The organism is Fodinibius sediminis (assembly GCF_900182555.1).
Classification (GTDB): Bacteria; Bacteroidota; Rhodothermia; order Balneolales; family Balneolaceae; genus Fodinibius; species Fodinibius sediminis.
The window spans coordinates 266,366-282,814 of the sequence record NZ_FXTH01000003.1; the positions used below are offsets into that span (position 1 = coordinate 266,366).

At 51.5% G+C, this 16,449-nt stretch carries 6 protein-coding genes and 1 pseudogene; all 7 read left to right on the plus strand.

From position 1 onward, the window contains the following. The first annotated feature begins 300 nt into the window (after window positions 1-300). The 7 genes and pseudogenes from FN808_RS05055 (at window position 301) to FN808_RS05085 (ending at window position 16,337) form a co-directional block, all read left to right on the plus strand. Complete coding sequence (locus FN808_RS05055; protein WP_221929910.1) at window positions 301-3,393, plus strand: SusC/RagA family TonB-linked outer membrane protein; 3,093 nt, start codon at window positions 301-303, stop codon at window positions 3,391-3,393. Between the two features lie 12 nt (window positions 3,394-3,405). Beyond that, window positions 3,406-5,181, plus strand: a complete 1,776-nt coding sequence (locus FN808_RS05060; RefSeq protein ID WP_142713468.1) for a RagB/SusD family nutrient uptake outer membrane protein — start codon at window positions 3,406-3,408, stop codon at window positions 5,179-5,181. A 169-nt stretch (window positions 5,182-5,350) separates the two neighbouring features. Next, window positions 5,351-6,535: an FG-GAP repeat domain-containing protein gene (locus FN808_RS05065; RefSeq protein WP_221929911.1), complete on the plus strand. Its 1,185-nt coding sequence runs from the start codon at window positions 5,351-5,353 to the stop codon at window positions 6,533-6,535. Window positions 6,536-6,710: 175 nt separating this feature from the next. Continuing rightward, window positions 6,711-7,862, plus strand: a complete 1,152-nt coding sequence (locus FN808_RS05070; RefSeq protein WP_185958257.1) for an SGNH/GDSL hydrolase family protein — start codon at window positions 6,711-6,713, stop codon at window positions 7,860-7,862. Window positions 7,863-8,029: 167 nt separating this feature from the next. After that, window positions 8,030-11,443 (plus strand): PVC-type heme-binding CxxCH protein, encoded by a 3,414-nt coding sequence (locus tag FN808_RS05075; RefSeq protein ID WP_221929912.1) that lies wholly within the window; start codon window positions 8,030-8,032, stop codon window positions 11,441-11,443. A gap of 235 nt (window positions 11,444-11,678) precedes the next feature. Further along, entirely contained in the window at window positions 11,679-14,789 is a 3,111-nt protein-coding gene (locus tag FN808_RS05080; RefSeq protein WP_142713470.1) for a SusC/RagA family TonB-linked outer membrane protein, read from the plus strand. Between the two features lie 252 nt (window positions 14,790-15,041). Next, a pseudogene (locus FN808_RS05085) lies at window positions 15,042-16,337 on the plus strand (RagB/SusD family nutrient uptake outer membrane protein). The last annotated feature ends 112 nt before the right edge of the window (window positions 16,338-16,449 follow it).

Here is a 16,449-nt window from a genome sequence, read left to right on the forward strand (position 1 = left end):
GTATCAGGAAACAGAACTGTTAACATTATTTTTTACGGTATGTAAAAATGTTTCCAGATAATCGGATCCATTATTATTGTATCGATCCCTTAGTAATAGGGATCCCCCCCTTCTCCCCTCCCCTGATCTGGTTTCCATAGCCATCCGTTAAAGCCTGAGTAGTTAATGAGAGTAGATCAATAGTCGCGGTGTCTCTTTATAGTTGAAAGGGGAAAAGGGATCCCCTGAACGAATAACATGCAGGGCAATTAAAACATAATTACGGAGATACAGGTTATGGGAAAAAAATGTTGTAGTGTGATGAAAGCGATGATAGCCATTACAGGGCTGCTAGGGATACAGTTGCTGGTGGCATCATCGCCACTAATGGCCCAGGAGGTTAGCGGCACGGTGGTTGATGCCGAGTCGGGCGAGACGCTTCCGGGCGTAAATGTAACGGTAAAGGGAACGACGGCCGGTACGGCCACAGACGGTACGGGGGGTTATGTGCTGGCAGTACCCTCCCTGAGCGACACGCTGGTGTTTTCTTTTGTGGGCTACCAGGAACAGCAGGTCCCCATTGGCGGCCGTACGACCGTTGATGTCGAGCTGTCCATGCAGGCCATTATGGGCGAGGATCTCGTGGTCGTAGGTTATGGCACCCAGGACAAGGCGACAAGCACCGGGTCGATAAGTGCCGTGGGGGGGGAAGATATAGACAAGATGCCGACGGTGAATACCACAAACTCGCTACAGGGCCGAATGCCGGGCCTGGTTGCGGTAACGCCCATGGGAGAGCCTGGCAACGATAATTCCACTCTGCGGATCCGTGGTGTAAATACGCTGGGCGACAATTCGCCGCTCATCGTGGTTGATGGTATTCCAAATCGCAGTTTGAGCCGTATTGATCCGGCTACAATCGAGGATATCACGGTGTTGAAAGATGCTTCCGCTGCTATCTATGGATCCCAGGCTGCCAACGGGGTTATACTGGTGACGACCAAGCGGGGCTCGGAAGGCAAGCCGCAGATCAGAATCAATCTTAACCAGGGATGGAATACACCAACGGTGCTTCCCGACATGGCGGATGCGGCAAGTTACGCGCAGATGATCAATGAAATTAAAATGTACAATGATGAGCCGCCCCGATATTCGGAGGAAGACATCGAGAAATATCGAACAGGATCCAACCCGTGGACCCATCCCAATACGGATTGGTTTGATGCGGTCATCAAACCCTGGTCGCCGCAGCGGAATGCCAATATATCGTTGAGCGGAGGCTCGGATCGCATACAATATTTCACCTCACTCGGCTACAGCTACCAGGATGGGATTTTCTATAATAGTGCCACGAACTATGATCAGCTGAATTTACGGAGCAACCTGGATGCCGATGTTACCGACAATATCAGGATCAGTCTCGATGTGGCAGCCCGGCAGGAAGATCGCAACTATCCCGGCAAAAGAGGAGTGGGCGGAGGGGCCCTGGATACTTGGTGGGCGTTGAACCGCCAGTATCCGTACTTGCCCGATTACTGGCCCACCGGCGAGCCGGGGCCCGATGTAGAGTATGGGCAGAATCCTGTACTCACCACCACAGATGCAACAGGATATGTCAACAACAAAACGTATATACTGCAGACGAACCTGAAGTTTGATGTGACCATCCCCTGGGTCGAGGGACTGTCGCTGACGGCCAATGTGAATGCGGACAAAAACGTCAACAACAACAAGCAGTTTACCAAACCCTGGTATGTGTATACGTGGGACGGACAAACCCGGGATGAAGAGGGGGTCCCCGTACTTGAACGCGGGAAGCGCGGCGTTTCGGAGCCCCGGCTGTCGCAAAGCATGTCGGATGGCACCCGCACGACCCTCAAGGCGCTTCTTAACTATGAAACGAGCATAGGACAGCGCAATAACATCAAAGCGCTGCTCGGCTGGGAGCGGATCGAAGGCGAATGGATGAATTTCAGTGCCTATCGCAGGTATTTCAATTCCACCATTATCGATGAGATGCTGGCAGGTGGCGACCGTCAGAAAGACAACGGCGGGAGTGCCAGCCATGAGGCCCGCATGAGTTATTTCGGCCGCTTGAACTACGATTATGACTCCAAATACCTCGTTGAATTCCTTTTCCGCTATGACGGCTCCTATATTTTTCCTGAAGACAGCAGGTGGGGCTTTTTCCCCGGTGTCTCACTGGGATGGCAAATTTCGGAAGAGGATTTCTGGAGCAACAACATCGGCCTTGTAAACTATTTCAAAATTCGCGGGTCGTGGGGTGAAACGGGTAACGATCGGATCGCTCCCTATCAGTTTCTTGAGACCTATGGGTACAGTGGAACCTATGTATTCAACGGCAATGAACCCAGTAAAACGTTAAACCAGCTTCGTACGCCCAACCCGAGTATTACCTGGGAGGTGGCAAATCAGAAGAATATTGGTTTCGACGGAGAACTATTTGACGGATCGGTAACCGTCTCGGCCGATTATTTCCATAATCTCCGGTCGAATATTCTCTGGTGGCGCAATGCCTCGGTTCCCCAGTCCACCGGCTTATCACTCCCCCAGGAAAATATCGCGAAGGTTGCCAACAGCGGGGTTGAATTCCAGGTGGGATATAATAACCAGGTTAAAGACTTCAGTTATGCATTTTCTGTGAATGCCTCGCATTCGAAAAATGAGATCAAATTCTGGGATGAGCCGCCTGGGGCCCCAGAATATCAAAAATCCACGGGGCACCCCATGAACTCCGGGCTCTATTATAATGCTATCGGGGTCTTCGATGACCAGGAAGATGTGGATTCTTATCCCCATTGGGACGGTGCCCGGCCCGGCGATCTAATTTTTGAAGATGTGAACGGTGACGGGGAAATCAACGGACTGGACCGGGTACGGTACGACAAGTCGGATATTCCAACCTTTACGGGGGGGGTTAATATTGACTTGGGCTACAAAGGCTTTGATGCTTCAATACTCCTGCAGGGAGCCGCCGGTGCAGCACGGGCCTTCCGGGAATTCTCGGGAGAGGCCGGCAACTTCCGTATGGATAATGTAGAGGGACGCTGGACCCCCGAAAATACGGATGCCTCCAAGCCGAGGGCCTGGAACAGGAGCAAGGAATACTGGATGACCGACGGTGCCCCCAATAATACCTACTGGGTGCGGGACACAGACTATATGCGACTTAAAAGCGTGAACATCGGATACACTCTCCCTCAAACGGTGAATGAGCGACTGGGCATCGGATCGCTGAGAGTGTATGTCAGTGGACAAAACCTGTACACTATAACGGGCCTCGAGGATTTCGATCCCGAATCGCCCAGTGCATCGCCCAGCTCCATCTGGGTGAACAGCCAGGTTTATCCATTGAACAAGACCTACAATTTCGGTGTATCATTAACTTTTTAAAATCAAGGTATTATGAGAAGTTTAAAACATATTGTAACATTTTCGGTGGTTGTGGTGCTGGTAGCTTCGTGCACGGATTTTCTTAATAAGAAACCGGTCACGGAGTTTACCCGGTCGGATATATGGAAAGATCCGGCACTGGCAGAATCCTATGTCAATCAAATCTATGACGAGGTGCCCTGGGGGGTAGCCAGAAATGCGGGTAATGTTGATGAATCAAGAAACCGTTCGGGAAATGGCTATAATGTCAATAACGCCCTGATAACCCCTGACAACTCCGGCTTTGGAAACTGGGGGGGCAACTATTCCAGTATACGGAAAACCAACAAGTTCCTGGTTAATATCGATAAAATCGATTTTGGAAATGCCGAATCGGACGGGGTTTCTCTGAAAGATCGCATGACGGGCGAAGTCCATTTTTTGAGAGCTTATTTTTATTTCAACCTGGCAAGTCATTTCGGAGGAGTGCCGATCATTACCAAGGTCTACGAGCTGAACGAGGAATACGAGGTGCCCCGCGACTCGTTTGCCGACGTGATAGACTTTATTGTCGAAGACCTGGATAAAGCCGCCAACCTGCTGCCCCTGACCAATTCGGGCGGCAACAATGGCCGGGCGAGCAAGGGCGCTGCGCTGGCTCTGAAATCAAGAGTGCTGCTCTATGCGGCCAGTAATCTGTATAACCCCGCCCAAAACGGTGCCATCACCGGTAGCTATTCGAATCCTGAATTCCTGGGATATACGGGGGGGGATGCCACGGCCCGGTGGCAGGCGGCTAAAGAAGCAGCCAAAGAAGTGATCGACCTGGGTATTTACAGTCTGTACCAGCCCGATCCGGCGTCGGACGAAGAGGCTACCCGGAATTACGGGGATCTCTTTACCTCGCAAAAAAGTGTGGAGGATATTTTCGTGCGCTACCGGTCCAACGCGCTAAACGAGGGATACGACGGATGGGGGATCGCTCCCAACGGCTGGTATGGCAACGCCGGGGTGGGCGCTATCAGTGAACTGGTGGATGCCTACAGGATGGCGGACGGAAGTGAGTTTGACCGCAGCAATCCGGACCACGCCCGGGAGCCCTATGAAAACCGGGATCCGCGGTTGACGGCATCCATTTTGTATGAAGGCAATGCCTATCGGCCACGGCCGGCCGACCTGGTAAAATATGATCCGGAAGGGGTCGGACAGTTCGGTACCTGGGAGCGCTGGGACAGTGAAAACAATGAGATGTACAGGGAATACGGGCTGGACACCCGGAACAGTATTGCCAATCCCTGGAACGGCAACAGGACGGGAGCCACCATGCTGAAGTTTCTGGATAAATCGGTGGATATACAGCAGTCGAACCAGGATTTGACGTGGCGTTATATCCGGTACGGGGAGATTCTGCTGAACTATGCTGAAGCCTGCATTGAGCTTGGCGAGGAGGCAGAAGCCCGCAAGTATCTCAATATGTTGAGGCAGCGGGCCCACATGCCCGATATTACCGCTTCGGGCGAGGCGCTGATGGAGGAATACCGAAATGAACGGCGCATCGAACTGGTGTACGAAAATAAACGATTTTTCGATGTCCGCCGCTGGATGATCGGTCCACAGGCCTACCATGATGTGCACGGAGTCAATATTGTATATGAGCTGCAGGACGATAACACGACCGCTGAGATCCCAACCATCACACCGATTAAAATCATGGACGGCAAGTGGGAGAACAAAATGTATTTCTTTCCCATCAACCGGGATGAAATGAACAGAAACAACAAGCTGGTACAGAACCCCGGCTATGAGTAGGCCGGCTGGTTGTGCTGTTCCCACGGCTGTGGCTTCGGCTAATTAGGTGAAGCTTACAACTTGAACCGAAAAAAGGTACTTTACTGCCCCGGGGCGTTGGTTCCGGGGTGGTTTATGTATTGAAGGGGCTGTGCTCTGGTCAACGGAAGAAAAAATTACAGGAACGCTTATGGATCAATTTTATCGTAAGGGCAGGATGCTATGCTTGTGGGTGCTCTTCGTATGCGCCGGCCCGGTCGGCGCCTATTCCTTTCAGACGCCCGGGGAGGTACCCCCTGTTCAATTTCGAAAAATGCAGGTTGCCTCTGAAAGCTTTGAGTCGGCCGGGGTTTTTGATGTGAACGATGACGGCCACCTGGATATCGTCTCCGGGGCTTTCTGGTATGGCGGGCCCGATTTCAGGGATCGCCATTATATCCGGGATGTCGACAATGTTGGTGAGTACTGGGATGAATTTGCCACGATTCCCATGGACGTCAACGGCGACGGGCATACCGACTATGTTACGGGGGGCTGGTTTGGCAAGAACATAAAGTGGCACCAGAACCCGGGCGAAGCCACCGAATGGAAGGAGCATATCATTGATGAAACGGGCAATGTGGAAACCATTCGGAGCTGGGATGTTGACGGCGATGGTTATCGGGAGATCGTCCCTAACAACCCGAATGATCCGCTGAAATTTTATACCTTGAACAGGGATGACGGCGGAGAGGCGGTTGGGACGTTCAAAAAGGTAGCCGTAGCAGACCGGCAGGATCACGGGCTTGGCTTTGGCGACATCAACGGGGATGGAAGGGGCGATTTTATCGTCAGCAACGGCTGGCTCGAGGCCCCGGTCGAGCCAGAAAGCGGGAAATGGATCCGGCACGAGGAGTTTTCCCTGGGGGATGCCAGCATTCCTATCCTGGTCGTGGATGTGAATGCGGACGGCAGGAACGATCTCATCGTGGGACAGGCCCACAGCTACGGACTTGACTGGTATGAGCAGGAAGTAAAAAAGACAGGAGAACGAGCATGGGTCAGGCATCCCATCGACCCCCATAATTCCCAGTTTCACACGATGGAGTGGGTCGATATCGACGGGGATGGACGCAATGAATTGGTGACCGGCAAGCGTTACCGGGCGCACAACGGCAATGATCCCGGGGGAGATGATCCGGTGGGCCTCTATTACTACAAATGGAATGGGGAGGCCTTTGTGAAAAACACCATCTCCTACGGACCGCTGGGAGAAGGCAAGGGGGCGGGTATCTATTTTGAGGTGGTGGATCTTGGAAAGGACGGATGGAAAGATATCGTCGTGGCCGGCAAGGACGGCCTGTATGTTTTTTTCAACGAAGGTAACCGTTATTAATAAATGATTTCAGCAGTATTCTCTATGGGCCTAGGTTTTATTTTGGATCAAAAGCACTGGAAAAGTTAGCACGTACAGCATCGGGCATATGTACAAAGCGGTAATTGTTAGTTCTTTATTCATATTATTTGCTTCTTATATCAGTGGTTGTGCAACTGCGCAACAAGTTAAATCCGTGGAAGATTTCCCCGATTTTGAGCTTGAAAATGAAGATCGGGTGGTGCTGCTGGGGAATTCGCTTATCCAGTACGACCAACAGCATGGGTATATTGAATACGCCCTGACTACCCGTTGGCCCCAAAAAGATATCACCTTTCGCAATCTTGGATGGACGGGCGACACGGTACATGGGAAGGCTCGCACTTATTACACCACACCACCGGGCCCGTATGAATTGCTGATCGACCAGCTAAAAGAGGTGGAGCCAACGGTGGTGTTTGTCGGGTATGGTGCCAATGAGGCGTATGAAGGAGAAGAAGGAATTCCCGATTTCCGGCAGGGATTAAACAAGTTGCTGGATGATATCGAAAAAATGGAAGCCCGGGCCGTCCTGCTGTCTCCCATCCCCCATATGTCCCAGATGCTCGCGGAAGAAGAACTTAACGCCCGCAATAAGAATTTGAAGCTTTATTCAGAGGTCATTGCCGAAGTGGCTTCTGCCCGCCATATTAGGTTCATCAACTTGTTTAAGCCTTTTCAAGGACTGGATAACAGCGATCAGTTTACAACCGACGGTGTCCATCTAAATGAGAATGGATACTATTATTTAGCGTCGGTGATGGAGGATGGACTGGGACTGCCCCCGCGCAAGTGGAGGGTGGAGATAGACCGTGCTAGAAAGGATGCGAAAGCTACAGGTATGGCCACAATTTTAGAGGCGCAGTTCGGGGATGAAGAAATAAATTTTACACTGGGCAGCCAGCTTCTTCCCCTGCCACCTCCGGATTCTGATACGGTCATAGAAATTCAAACAAGAGATTTTACAATAAATGGGCTCGGCCGGGGATGCTATACCCTGTCCGAAGGCCCTGCTGATATAATATCAGCATCGGCCGAACGCTGGTCCGAGGGCGTAGAAATTGAGCGGGGCCTGCTATTCGAGCAGGCAAACGAACTTCAAGAGTTGATCGTAAATAAAAACCAGCTGTACTTCCGCAAGTACCGGCCAGTGAATCGGACGTACCTTGTTGGGTTTAGGTCATTTGAACAGGGACAAAATACCAAGGAATTGGAGCAGCTAGATCTGTTTATCACCCGGATGGAAGATCAGGTATTCCAGCTTAGAAAACCTCAACCCAAAGTGTACCGGGTACACGCTGTTAAATAGTAGCCACATCAACATTCGAGTTTGCATGAAATGATTGATACGAAGCAGAAACAGAAATCAATTCACCTGGGATCGATAAGCAGATGAACATTTACCCCCGATGGTTCAATTTGTTAGGCAGTAGTTTCTTTGGAATGCTGCTCCTTAATGTGGTTGTGTTGCTCCCAATGAGTTCTCAGGCACAGGATAATTTGCGAGATGTTCCGAATCCCGACCCGCAGTTTGAAAAGAAGACGCTGAATGTGGCGGAGGGATATGAAATAAAGCTGTTTGCCGAGGAACCGATGCTGGTGAAACCCATCCAGATGAACTGGGATGAAAAAGGACGGCTCTGGGTGGTCGGCAGTAAAAATTATCCCCAGCTGAAGCCGGGTGAGGTAGCTGATGATAAAATCTATGTGCTGGAAGATACCACGGGAGACGGCAGGGCAGATGTTTCTACAGTATTTGCTGAAGGGTTGGAGATCCCCACTGGAATATTACCGGGAGACGGAGGAGTCTATGTGGCGAACGCAACGGAAATTTTGCACCTCAAAGATACAAATGGTGATGGAAAAGCAGATCAAAGGCGCAGGGTGTTAAGTGGCTTTGGGACCGGCGATGCCCATCACCTCGTCCATACGTTTCGATGGGGACCGGCCGGAAGATTTTATTTCAACCAGTCAATTTACATTCACAGCTATCTTGAGACGCCGTACGGGGTGAAAGAGCTCAAGGGCGGCGGTACGTGGCGATATCAGCCTGAAACGATGGAGCTGGGCATTTATATGCGGGGACTCATTAACCCGTGGGGACTTCAGTTTAACAAATGGGGACAATCATTTTTAACCGATGGAGCGGGCCGCGAAGGCATCAACTTTGCTTTTCCAGGGGCCACGTTTACCGCGGCACCGGGGGCAGAACGAATTTTGCATGGTCTGAACCCGGGGCAGCCTAAACATTCCGGGCTTGACATTATTTCGGGGCGGCACTTTCCTGACTCGTTAAGGGGGAGCTTGATCACCAATGATTTTCGCGCCAATCGCATTAACCGGTTTGTCCTGGAGGAACAAGGCAGCGGCTACGTATCAAAACAACAGGAAGACTTGATATGGTCTGATAACGTCGCCTTCCGCCCGGTCGATATTTCGGTGGGCCCGGATGGAGCAATTTATGTGGCCGACTGGTACAATCCTATCATCCAGCATGGAGAAGTAGACTTTCGGGATCCGCGTCGGGATCACCAGCATGGACGCATTTGGCGAATCACGGCAAAGGATCGCCCGTTGGTTGAAAAACCTGATCTTAGCCGGGCAACGACCAGGGAGTTGTTGAAGGCACTGAAAAAGCCGGAAAAGTGGACCCGTTCCCAGGCAAAGCGAATGCTAAAGGAACGCGGTACCGAAGAAATCGTGCCTGAACTAAAATCCTGGGTCAGTGATCTGGATCCCAATGATGCCGATTATGAGCATCAGTTGTTGGAAGCCCTGTGGGTTTTTCAATCTGTCGATGCAGTGAATGAGTTACTGCTCAAAAAAGTACTGAATGCCCAAAAACACCAGGCGCGGGCGGCAGCCGTGAGAGTGTTGAATTACTGGTACGATGACGTTGATGATGCCTATCGTTTACTTCAGGATGCTGCAGCCGATGAAGACCCAAAAGTACGATTGGAGACTGTTATTGCATTCCGTAATGAGCAATCGGCAGAAGCCGCAAAAACGGCACTCTCGGTGCTGGCATCTCCCATGGATGAATTCCTGGACTTTGCCCTTTGGCAGACCGTCCGTGAGCTGGAGCCGCACTGGATGGAAGCCATAGAGGATGAGCCGGAGTTTTTCGGTAATCCGAAGATGAAGGCGTATGCGCTTAAATCGGTGAATAATTCCCAGGCAGCCAAGCACCTGGTAGCGTTGTACCTGGAGGGGAAGGTACCTGAAGAATACAACCAGGATCTGTTTAATGCAGTCGCCAAGTGGGGGCGGGTGGAGGAGTTGAACATTTTCCTGGATTTAGCATTGAGTGATCGGGCGGTTCACGAGAATCGCCGCGCGTCCTACCTGAATACCCTGGAGGAAGCGGCCCGCCAGCAAGAGAAAAAGCCCACAAATAACCTGGATCGGATCATCCGTTTTGTGGATGATGATAACGAGCAGGTCGTACAAAGTGCCATAAAATTGATGGGCTATTGGAAGCTGGAGCAATTTCGGGACAGGCTGGATGATATAACCCATGGTGGTAACGATATGGCAAGAGAAGCGGCCATGGATGCCCTCGCTTTGCTGGGCGATGAGCAAAGCCGGCAAATGCTGGATGACCTGACCGGCAATGACCAGCCGGTTGAGCTACGCATAATGGCACTCAAACGCCTGATATCGCTGGATATCACCAAGGCGGCGCATATTGCTGTAACCCTGTTGCAGGAGACATTGGAACCGGAAATGGCGTCCCAGCTTTTTTCTGCCTTTTTTGCCCAGACAGAGGGGCCCGGGATACTCGCAGAAAAAATATCCGGGCAGGAATTCCCCAAAGAGACAGCCCAGGAAGGGGTAAAAGCCATTCAGCAGCAGGTACCCTACCACCGCAAGGATGATGAGGATGTAAAGAAGCTCCAGGAGGTATTTGAGCAATTGGGAGGCGAATTGCCGCCGGATCGCATGCCGCAGCAGTTAAGCAACCGACAAATGAACAGGCTGGAACTCGACATAAAAGCAAGTGCAGATCCCGCAAAAGGAGAAAAAATATTCAGGAAACTGGAATGTATGAGTTGCCATACCATTGGAGGCGCAGGAGGAACAATAGGCCCTGGTGTAAGTAGTTTGGGGGCAAACGCTCCAACTGATTATATCATCCAGAGTCTTCTGAATCCAAGCGAGGATATTAAAGATGGATATGAGCTCAACCGCGTAGTCAGAAATGACGGCAGTGTCGTAACCGGCTACGTGGTGAATGAATCAAATTCTGAGGTCGTGATACAGGAAGTAGCCGGAAATAAAGTTTCAATTCCCCAAAGCCAGATAGACGTTCATGAGACGGTACCTGGCTCGTTAATGCCACCAGGCCTGACAGCCAGCCTGGAACGCAAGGAGTTTATCGACTTGGTAGGATTCCTTTCTAAAATTGGGGAAGAGGGAGAGTTTCGCGTCCCCAACAGAAGGTATGTCCGCAGTTGGAAGGTACTGAGTGACAGTGCAAAAACCGTCCAGAATATCAGTAACAATGGACTTGAGTCTGTCGTGAATGGGCAGGAGGAAATGAACTGGATGCCTGCCTATAGTAAAGTGGATGGGGGGCTCCTGCTGCAGGAATTGTCTTTTGTTGAATTGGAGAATGGAGAGAAATATAGCGTTATCTCTTTTGAACTTGAGGTACTGTCGGGGGGAAATGCAACGCTATCTTTCAATTCCACGGCCGATATCACGGCTTGGGCAGACCAAAAACCAATAGATGGCTCAGGGGATAAATATGAGGTTAACCTGTCCAGGGGGATTCATGAATTCACGCTTGCTGTGAACCATAATAACCGTGAGGAGAACAGCATTCGCATAGAAGTTCAGGACGCCGATCAATCTCCCGCACAGATAAAACTCCTTATGGGTCGTTAAATGTAAGGATCAAATTTGAGGTGTATGCTTCACTGGACCCTACTATTTGTTTGTAGCATGGTTGCGGCTTATTTCTGTAGCTGAAGACCACCCCGACCCGCCACTTCAGAATAAAAAATTAATCCGTTCCCGAGTAGATTGTTCATGGTGATGTCTCTTTATGCATGCAGGGGATTGCGGCCTTTAACGGGCCCCGAAATAAGTAAGCCAAATATTAACAACAGGGATAAGGGTTATGGAAAGAAAAGGTTATGGTGGGTTAAAAATAGTTGCGGCGATGATAATGTTTTTCGCGCTGCAGTTTGGAATCAATTGCTCATCCGGGTTTGCCCAGGAAGTCAGCGGCACGGTAGTGGATGCCGAGTCGGGCGAAACGCTGCCGGGCGTGAATGTTACCGTCAAAGGGACGACGGTTGGGGTGGCAACCGACGGGCAGGGCACCTATTCACTGACGGTGCCTTCACTGAACGATACGTTACTGTTTTCCTTCGTTGGATATGAAATAGCAGAAATCCCCATCAACGGCCGCACCACCGTTGATGTCAGCCTGGAAAGCGAAGCCATCATGGGCGAGGATGTGGTGGTTGTGGGCTACGGCACCCAGCAGAAATCTGACCTGACCGGCTCGGTGGGGACGGTGGATGAACAATCGCTCCAGGAGCGGTCGTCTACGAATGTCTCACAGGCACTGGCCGGAAAAATTTCGGGGGTCGATGTTTCGCTGAGCTCCGGTGAGCCGGGGGGCTCGCCACAGATCAGGATACGGGGAAGCAGCTCGGTGAGTAATACCAATGATCCGCTCTATGTGGTTGACGGCGTGATTCTGAATGTTGAACGCATGCAGCAGGGGACCCATGCCATCAATTCCATCCCTCCCAGCAGTATCGAATCGATTGAAGTGCTCAAGGATGCCTCTGCCACAGCCATCTACGGGGCCAGGGGAGCAAACGGCGTTGTCCTGATCACAACCAAAAAGGGCAGCCGGGAGGGGCCCCGCGTCAACTACAGCGGTTCTGTGAGCACCAGCAGTGTAGCCAAAAAGATTGATGTGCTCAATGCCGAAGAATTTCTGAGAGTTGAAGAAATTGCCTATTCCAATGCGGAAAAATATGATCCGGCGGGATTTGCGGCGGGCAAATATACCAACCCGGTGGAGAAGAGAACGGATCCCCGGCTCTTTGATCAGAACGGGAATCCCATTTACGATACAGACTGGCAGGATGAGGCTTTCCGGCAGGCGATAACCCAGAAGCACAACTTGTCTGTTGCCGGGGGCGACAAGCAGACCACCTATGGCGTCTATGTGTCGTACAACGATGAAGAGGGTGTGATGAAAGACTCCTGGCTGGAACGCTACTCCGGCAAGTTCAATATTGAAACCCAGGTCACAGAATGGCTGAGCGCCGGTGGAAGCATGACCTACAGTAACCAGTCCCAGAAGGAGCTCCATCCCTGGTCCATGCGAATGCTCTATGAATCGATTGCCATCGTACCGGTCAAGTACCCGGATGGAACATGGGCCGGCAACGAGGATTATCCGGGGATGGAAGGAGGGCCCAACCAGCGAAGGGTATCGGAGGAGAGCATCCATATACTGGATACTCAAAATATCCTGGCCAACCTCCATACGACCATACAGTTTTCCGAGAAGCTGGAGCTGCGGACGATGCTTGGTACGAATGTGATTAACCAGGAGCAGGACCGGTATTCAGGACGCACGCTCCCTTTCCTGTCGCGCGACCAGGATGGTGTTGCCAGCATTTCACCTTCGCGCAGCGACAACTGGCAGTTTGAGAACTTGCTCAACTATACCGATGAGCTGAATGAGGTTCATTCCATTTCTGCTCTGCTGGGGCAATCCATCCAGACGTCCAGCCGGTCAAGTTCCAGCGCCTCTGCCTGGGGCTTTCTGGACGACTATTTTGAATACAATAACCTGGGCATTGCAGACAACCCGCGCCCGCCGAACTCAACGTCGAGCAAGTATACCATGTCCTCCTATTTCAGTCGGTTAAACTATACCTATGATGACAAATACCTGGTAACCGTAACGGGTCGGGTTGACGGCTCATCCCGCTTCGGTACGAACAACAGGTACGCCTTTTTCCCTTCGGCGGCCCTCGGATGGCGGGTATCCGAAGAGGGGTTCCTGCAGGACAACGCCACCATATCAAACCTGAAACTGCGCGCAAGCTATGGATTGACGGGCAATTCCGAAATAGCCAATTACCAGTATGAGGCGGGTCTGGGTACCTATACGGCCATCTTCAACGGGACCAGAAATGTCGGTGTGGGTGTGCAGCGGTTGGCTAACCCGGATTTGAAATGGGAGATCAACAAGCAGTTCGATATCGGTCTTGAACTGGGACTCTTCAATAACAGGGTGGCCCTGGAAGCGGATGTCTACAGAAGGAAATCTGAGGATATGTTGCTGCAGCGTCCCCTTCCGAGAACAAGCGGCTATGCCACGGTCTTCGAGAACATCGGGAGTATGGAAAACCGGGGCATAGAACTGGCCTTAACGACCAACAACATTCGGAAATCCGATTTCTCATGGACCACGGAATTCAATATTTCGATCAATGAGAATGAAGTGTTGAAATTACATGGAGGCTCTGATATCGAAACCGGCGGTGGCGTCCACGGAGGCGGAGCAGGCAGTATCATCCGGGAAGGATTACCCGTAAATACGTTCATGGGGTATGTTTCCCTGGGTACCTGGAATACGGATGAAGCGGAAGAGGCGGCCCGGTACAACCGGCTTCCGGGCGACATCAAGTACAAGGATGTCAATAACGACGGGGCCATCAATCAGGATGACCGGGTCCCCATCGGGAATGGTGTGCCGGATGGCTACGGCAGCTTTATCAACAGTTTCACCTACAGGAACTTCGAGGCTACTGCGGATATTCAGTTTATGTATGGTAACGATGTCATGTGGGAGGCCGTGCACTCCACCGAAGACCGGGTGGGGATAGCTAACAGCCTGGGGTCGGTGCTGAACGCCTGGACTCCCGAGAACCAGGACACCCCCATTGCCCAGCTGCGTCCCACACAGGCCGGTTATGATACGGACAATGATACCCACCGCATGCAGGATGGATCTTTTATCAGGGGGCGAAATTTCACCCTTTCCTACAATCTTCCGCAATCCACGATCCAGCCCTGGGGTGCCCGAAATATCAGGGTATACGCTGCGGCGCAGAATTTATTTGTTATTACGGAATTCAGGGGCTACGACCCTGAAGTGTCAACGTCAGGATCCCCTTTCTCTCGTGGACGGGCTCAATATTTTGAGTATCCCAAGTCGAGGACCTTTGTATTGGGATTGGATATCGGCTTCTAAGACTTCCGCAACCTATTAATATTAATATTTGGCACCATACCTATGAGACATTTCATTCACTACCTGTTACTTGGGGCATTTATCGTAAGTACGGCAGCCGGATGCGACGGTTTCCTCTCGCAGTCGGACCCCACCAGTTTTACGGACCAGAACTATTACACCAAGCCGGCCCACGCCGAAGCAGTCGTAAATGCCATATATGAAGACCTGAGAGCAGTCAGGGGCGGCGGTTTTGGAGGCGCAGCCTGGCTGATGACCGAATTCCAGACCGGGCTTGCCAATACCGAGCTGGGACAGGCGACCAACAGCCTGGATATCCGGGCACTCGACAACAGTGCCGACAACGGCTATGGACAGGCCTACTGGAACAGCCACTATCGCGGCATTGCCAATGCCAACGAAGCTCTTGCCAACATCCCGGACATACCGCAGATAGCAGAAGAACGGAAGAACAGCCTGCTTGGAGAGGCCCGGTTTTTACGGGCGTATTATTATTTCAACCTTGTCCGCCTGTTTGGCGACGTGCCGTTGATACTGGAGCCCGTGGGACTGAATTCTGAGCAGCTGAAACCGGAGCGAGCGCCGGTGGCGGAGGTATACGAAGCCATCGTCAGCGACTTGACCTGGGTGGAGCAGAATGCACCGCTGCCGTTCAACAGCCAGAGCGGCCGGGCAACGCTGGGAGCCGTGAAGACGCTCTTGTCAAGTGTCTATCTGACCATGGCGGGCCACCCGCTGCAGGGGGGCGAGGAATACTACCAGCTTGCAAGAGATAAGGCAGAAGAGGTTATCAATTCCGGGGAATACCGGCTGTTCGATGATTATGCCGATCTGCACAGCTATGATACCGAGAATTCGGGCGAACATATCTTTATGGTGCAATATGATGCCGAGATTGTTGACCATAACGGCCTGCAGTATGTCACGCTTCCCTATAACCAGGATATTTCCCTTTTTTCTGCGGAGACCGGAGGCATATTCGCCCAGGAGGAATTTGTAAATTCCTATGAGTCCGGTGACAAACGGACAGAGGAGAAACAGTTCTACTATCATGAATTTACCAAGGTTTCCGATCGCAGCACGCCGGTGAACCTGGGGGGATGGTACCTGTACAAGTTTTTTGATCACGAGGCCAATACGGAAACGGCAGTTTCTGGTCTCAATTGGCCGCTGTTCCGCTACGCCGAAGTCCTGCTTATTTATGCCGAGGCGGAAAATGAAGTTAACGGGCCCACGGCTTCAGCTTACGAGGCCGTCAATAAGATCCGGAGGAGAGCGGAGATTGATGAATTGTCGGGCCTTTCCCAGGCCGATTTCAGGGAGGCCGTCTGGGAAGAGAAGTGGCATGAACTCAGTTTTTAAAATAAAACCTGGTTCGACATGGTTCGCCTTCGCAAGGCCTATGACGTGACAACGGGCGACTTTGAGGATTACGTGGGGCACACCTTTGTCTATGGTCCCACCCTCTCGGAAAGGGAACTGCTGTATCCCATACCGGCAGCTGAGCGCAGGAATAACGAGAACCTCACCCAGAACCCGGGTTATTAAGCACAAAGGATTTTAGGAAAAAAAGAAAATTATAAAGTACTTATGAGACGGGTTCCCTTGTCTTGCGGCAAGGTCCACACTTATTAGCAGGCTCTTATTACTTAATACATGG

Coding starts and splice junctions, on each gene's coding strand:
- FN808_RS05055 (WP_221929910.1), top strand. CDS start 301: ATGAAAGCGATGATAGCCATTACAGGGCTGCTAGGGATACAGTTGCTG.
- FN808_RS05060 (WP_142713468.1), top strand. CDS start 3,406: ATGAGAAGTTTAAAACATATTGTAACATTTTCGGTGGTTGTGGTGCTG.
- FN808_RS05080 (WP_142713470.1), top strand. CDS start 11,679: ATGGAAAGAAAAGGTTATGGTGGGTTAAAAATAGTTGCGGCGATGATA.
- FN808_RS05075 (WP_221929912.1), top strand. CDS start 8,030: ATGAGTTCTCAGGCACAGGATAATTTGCGAGATGTTCCGAATCCCGAC.
- FN808_RS05065 (WP_221929911.1), top strand. CDS start 5,351: ATGGATCAATTTTATCGTAAGGGCAGGATGCTATGCTTGTGGGTGCTC.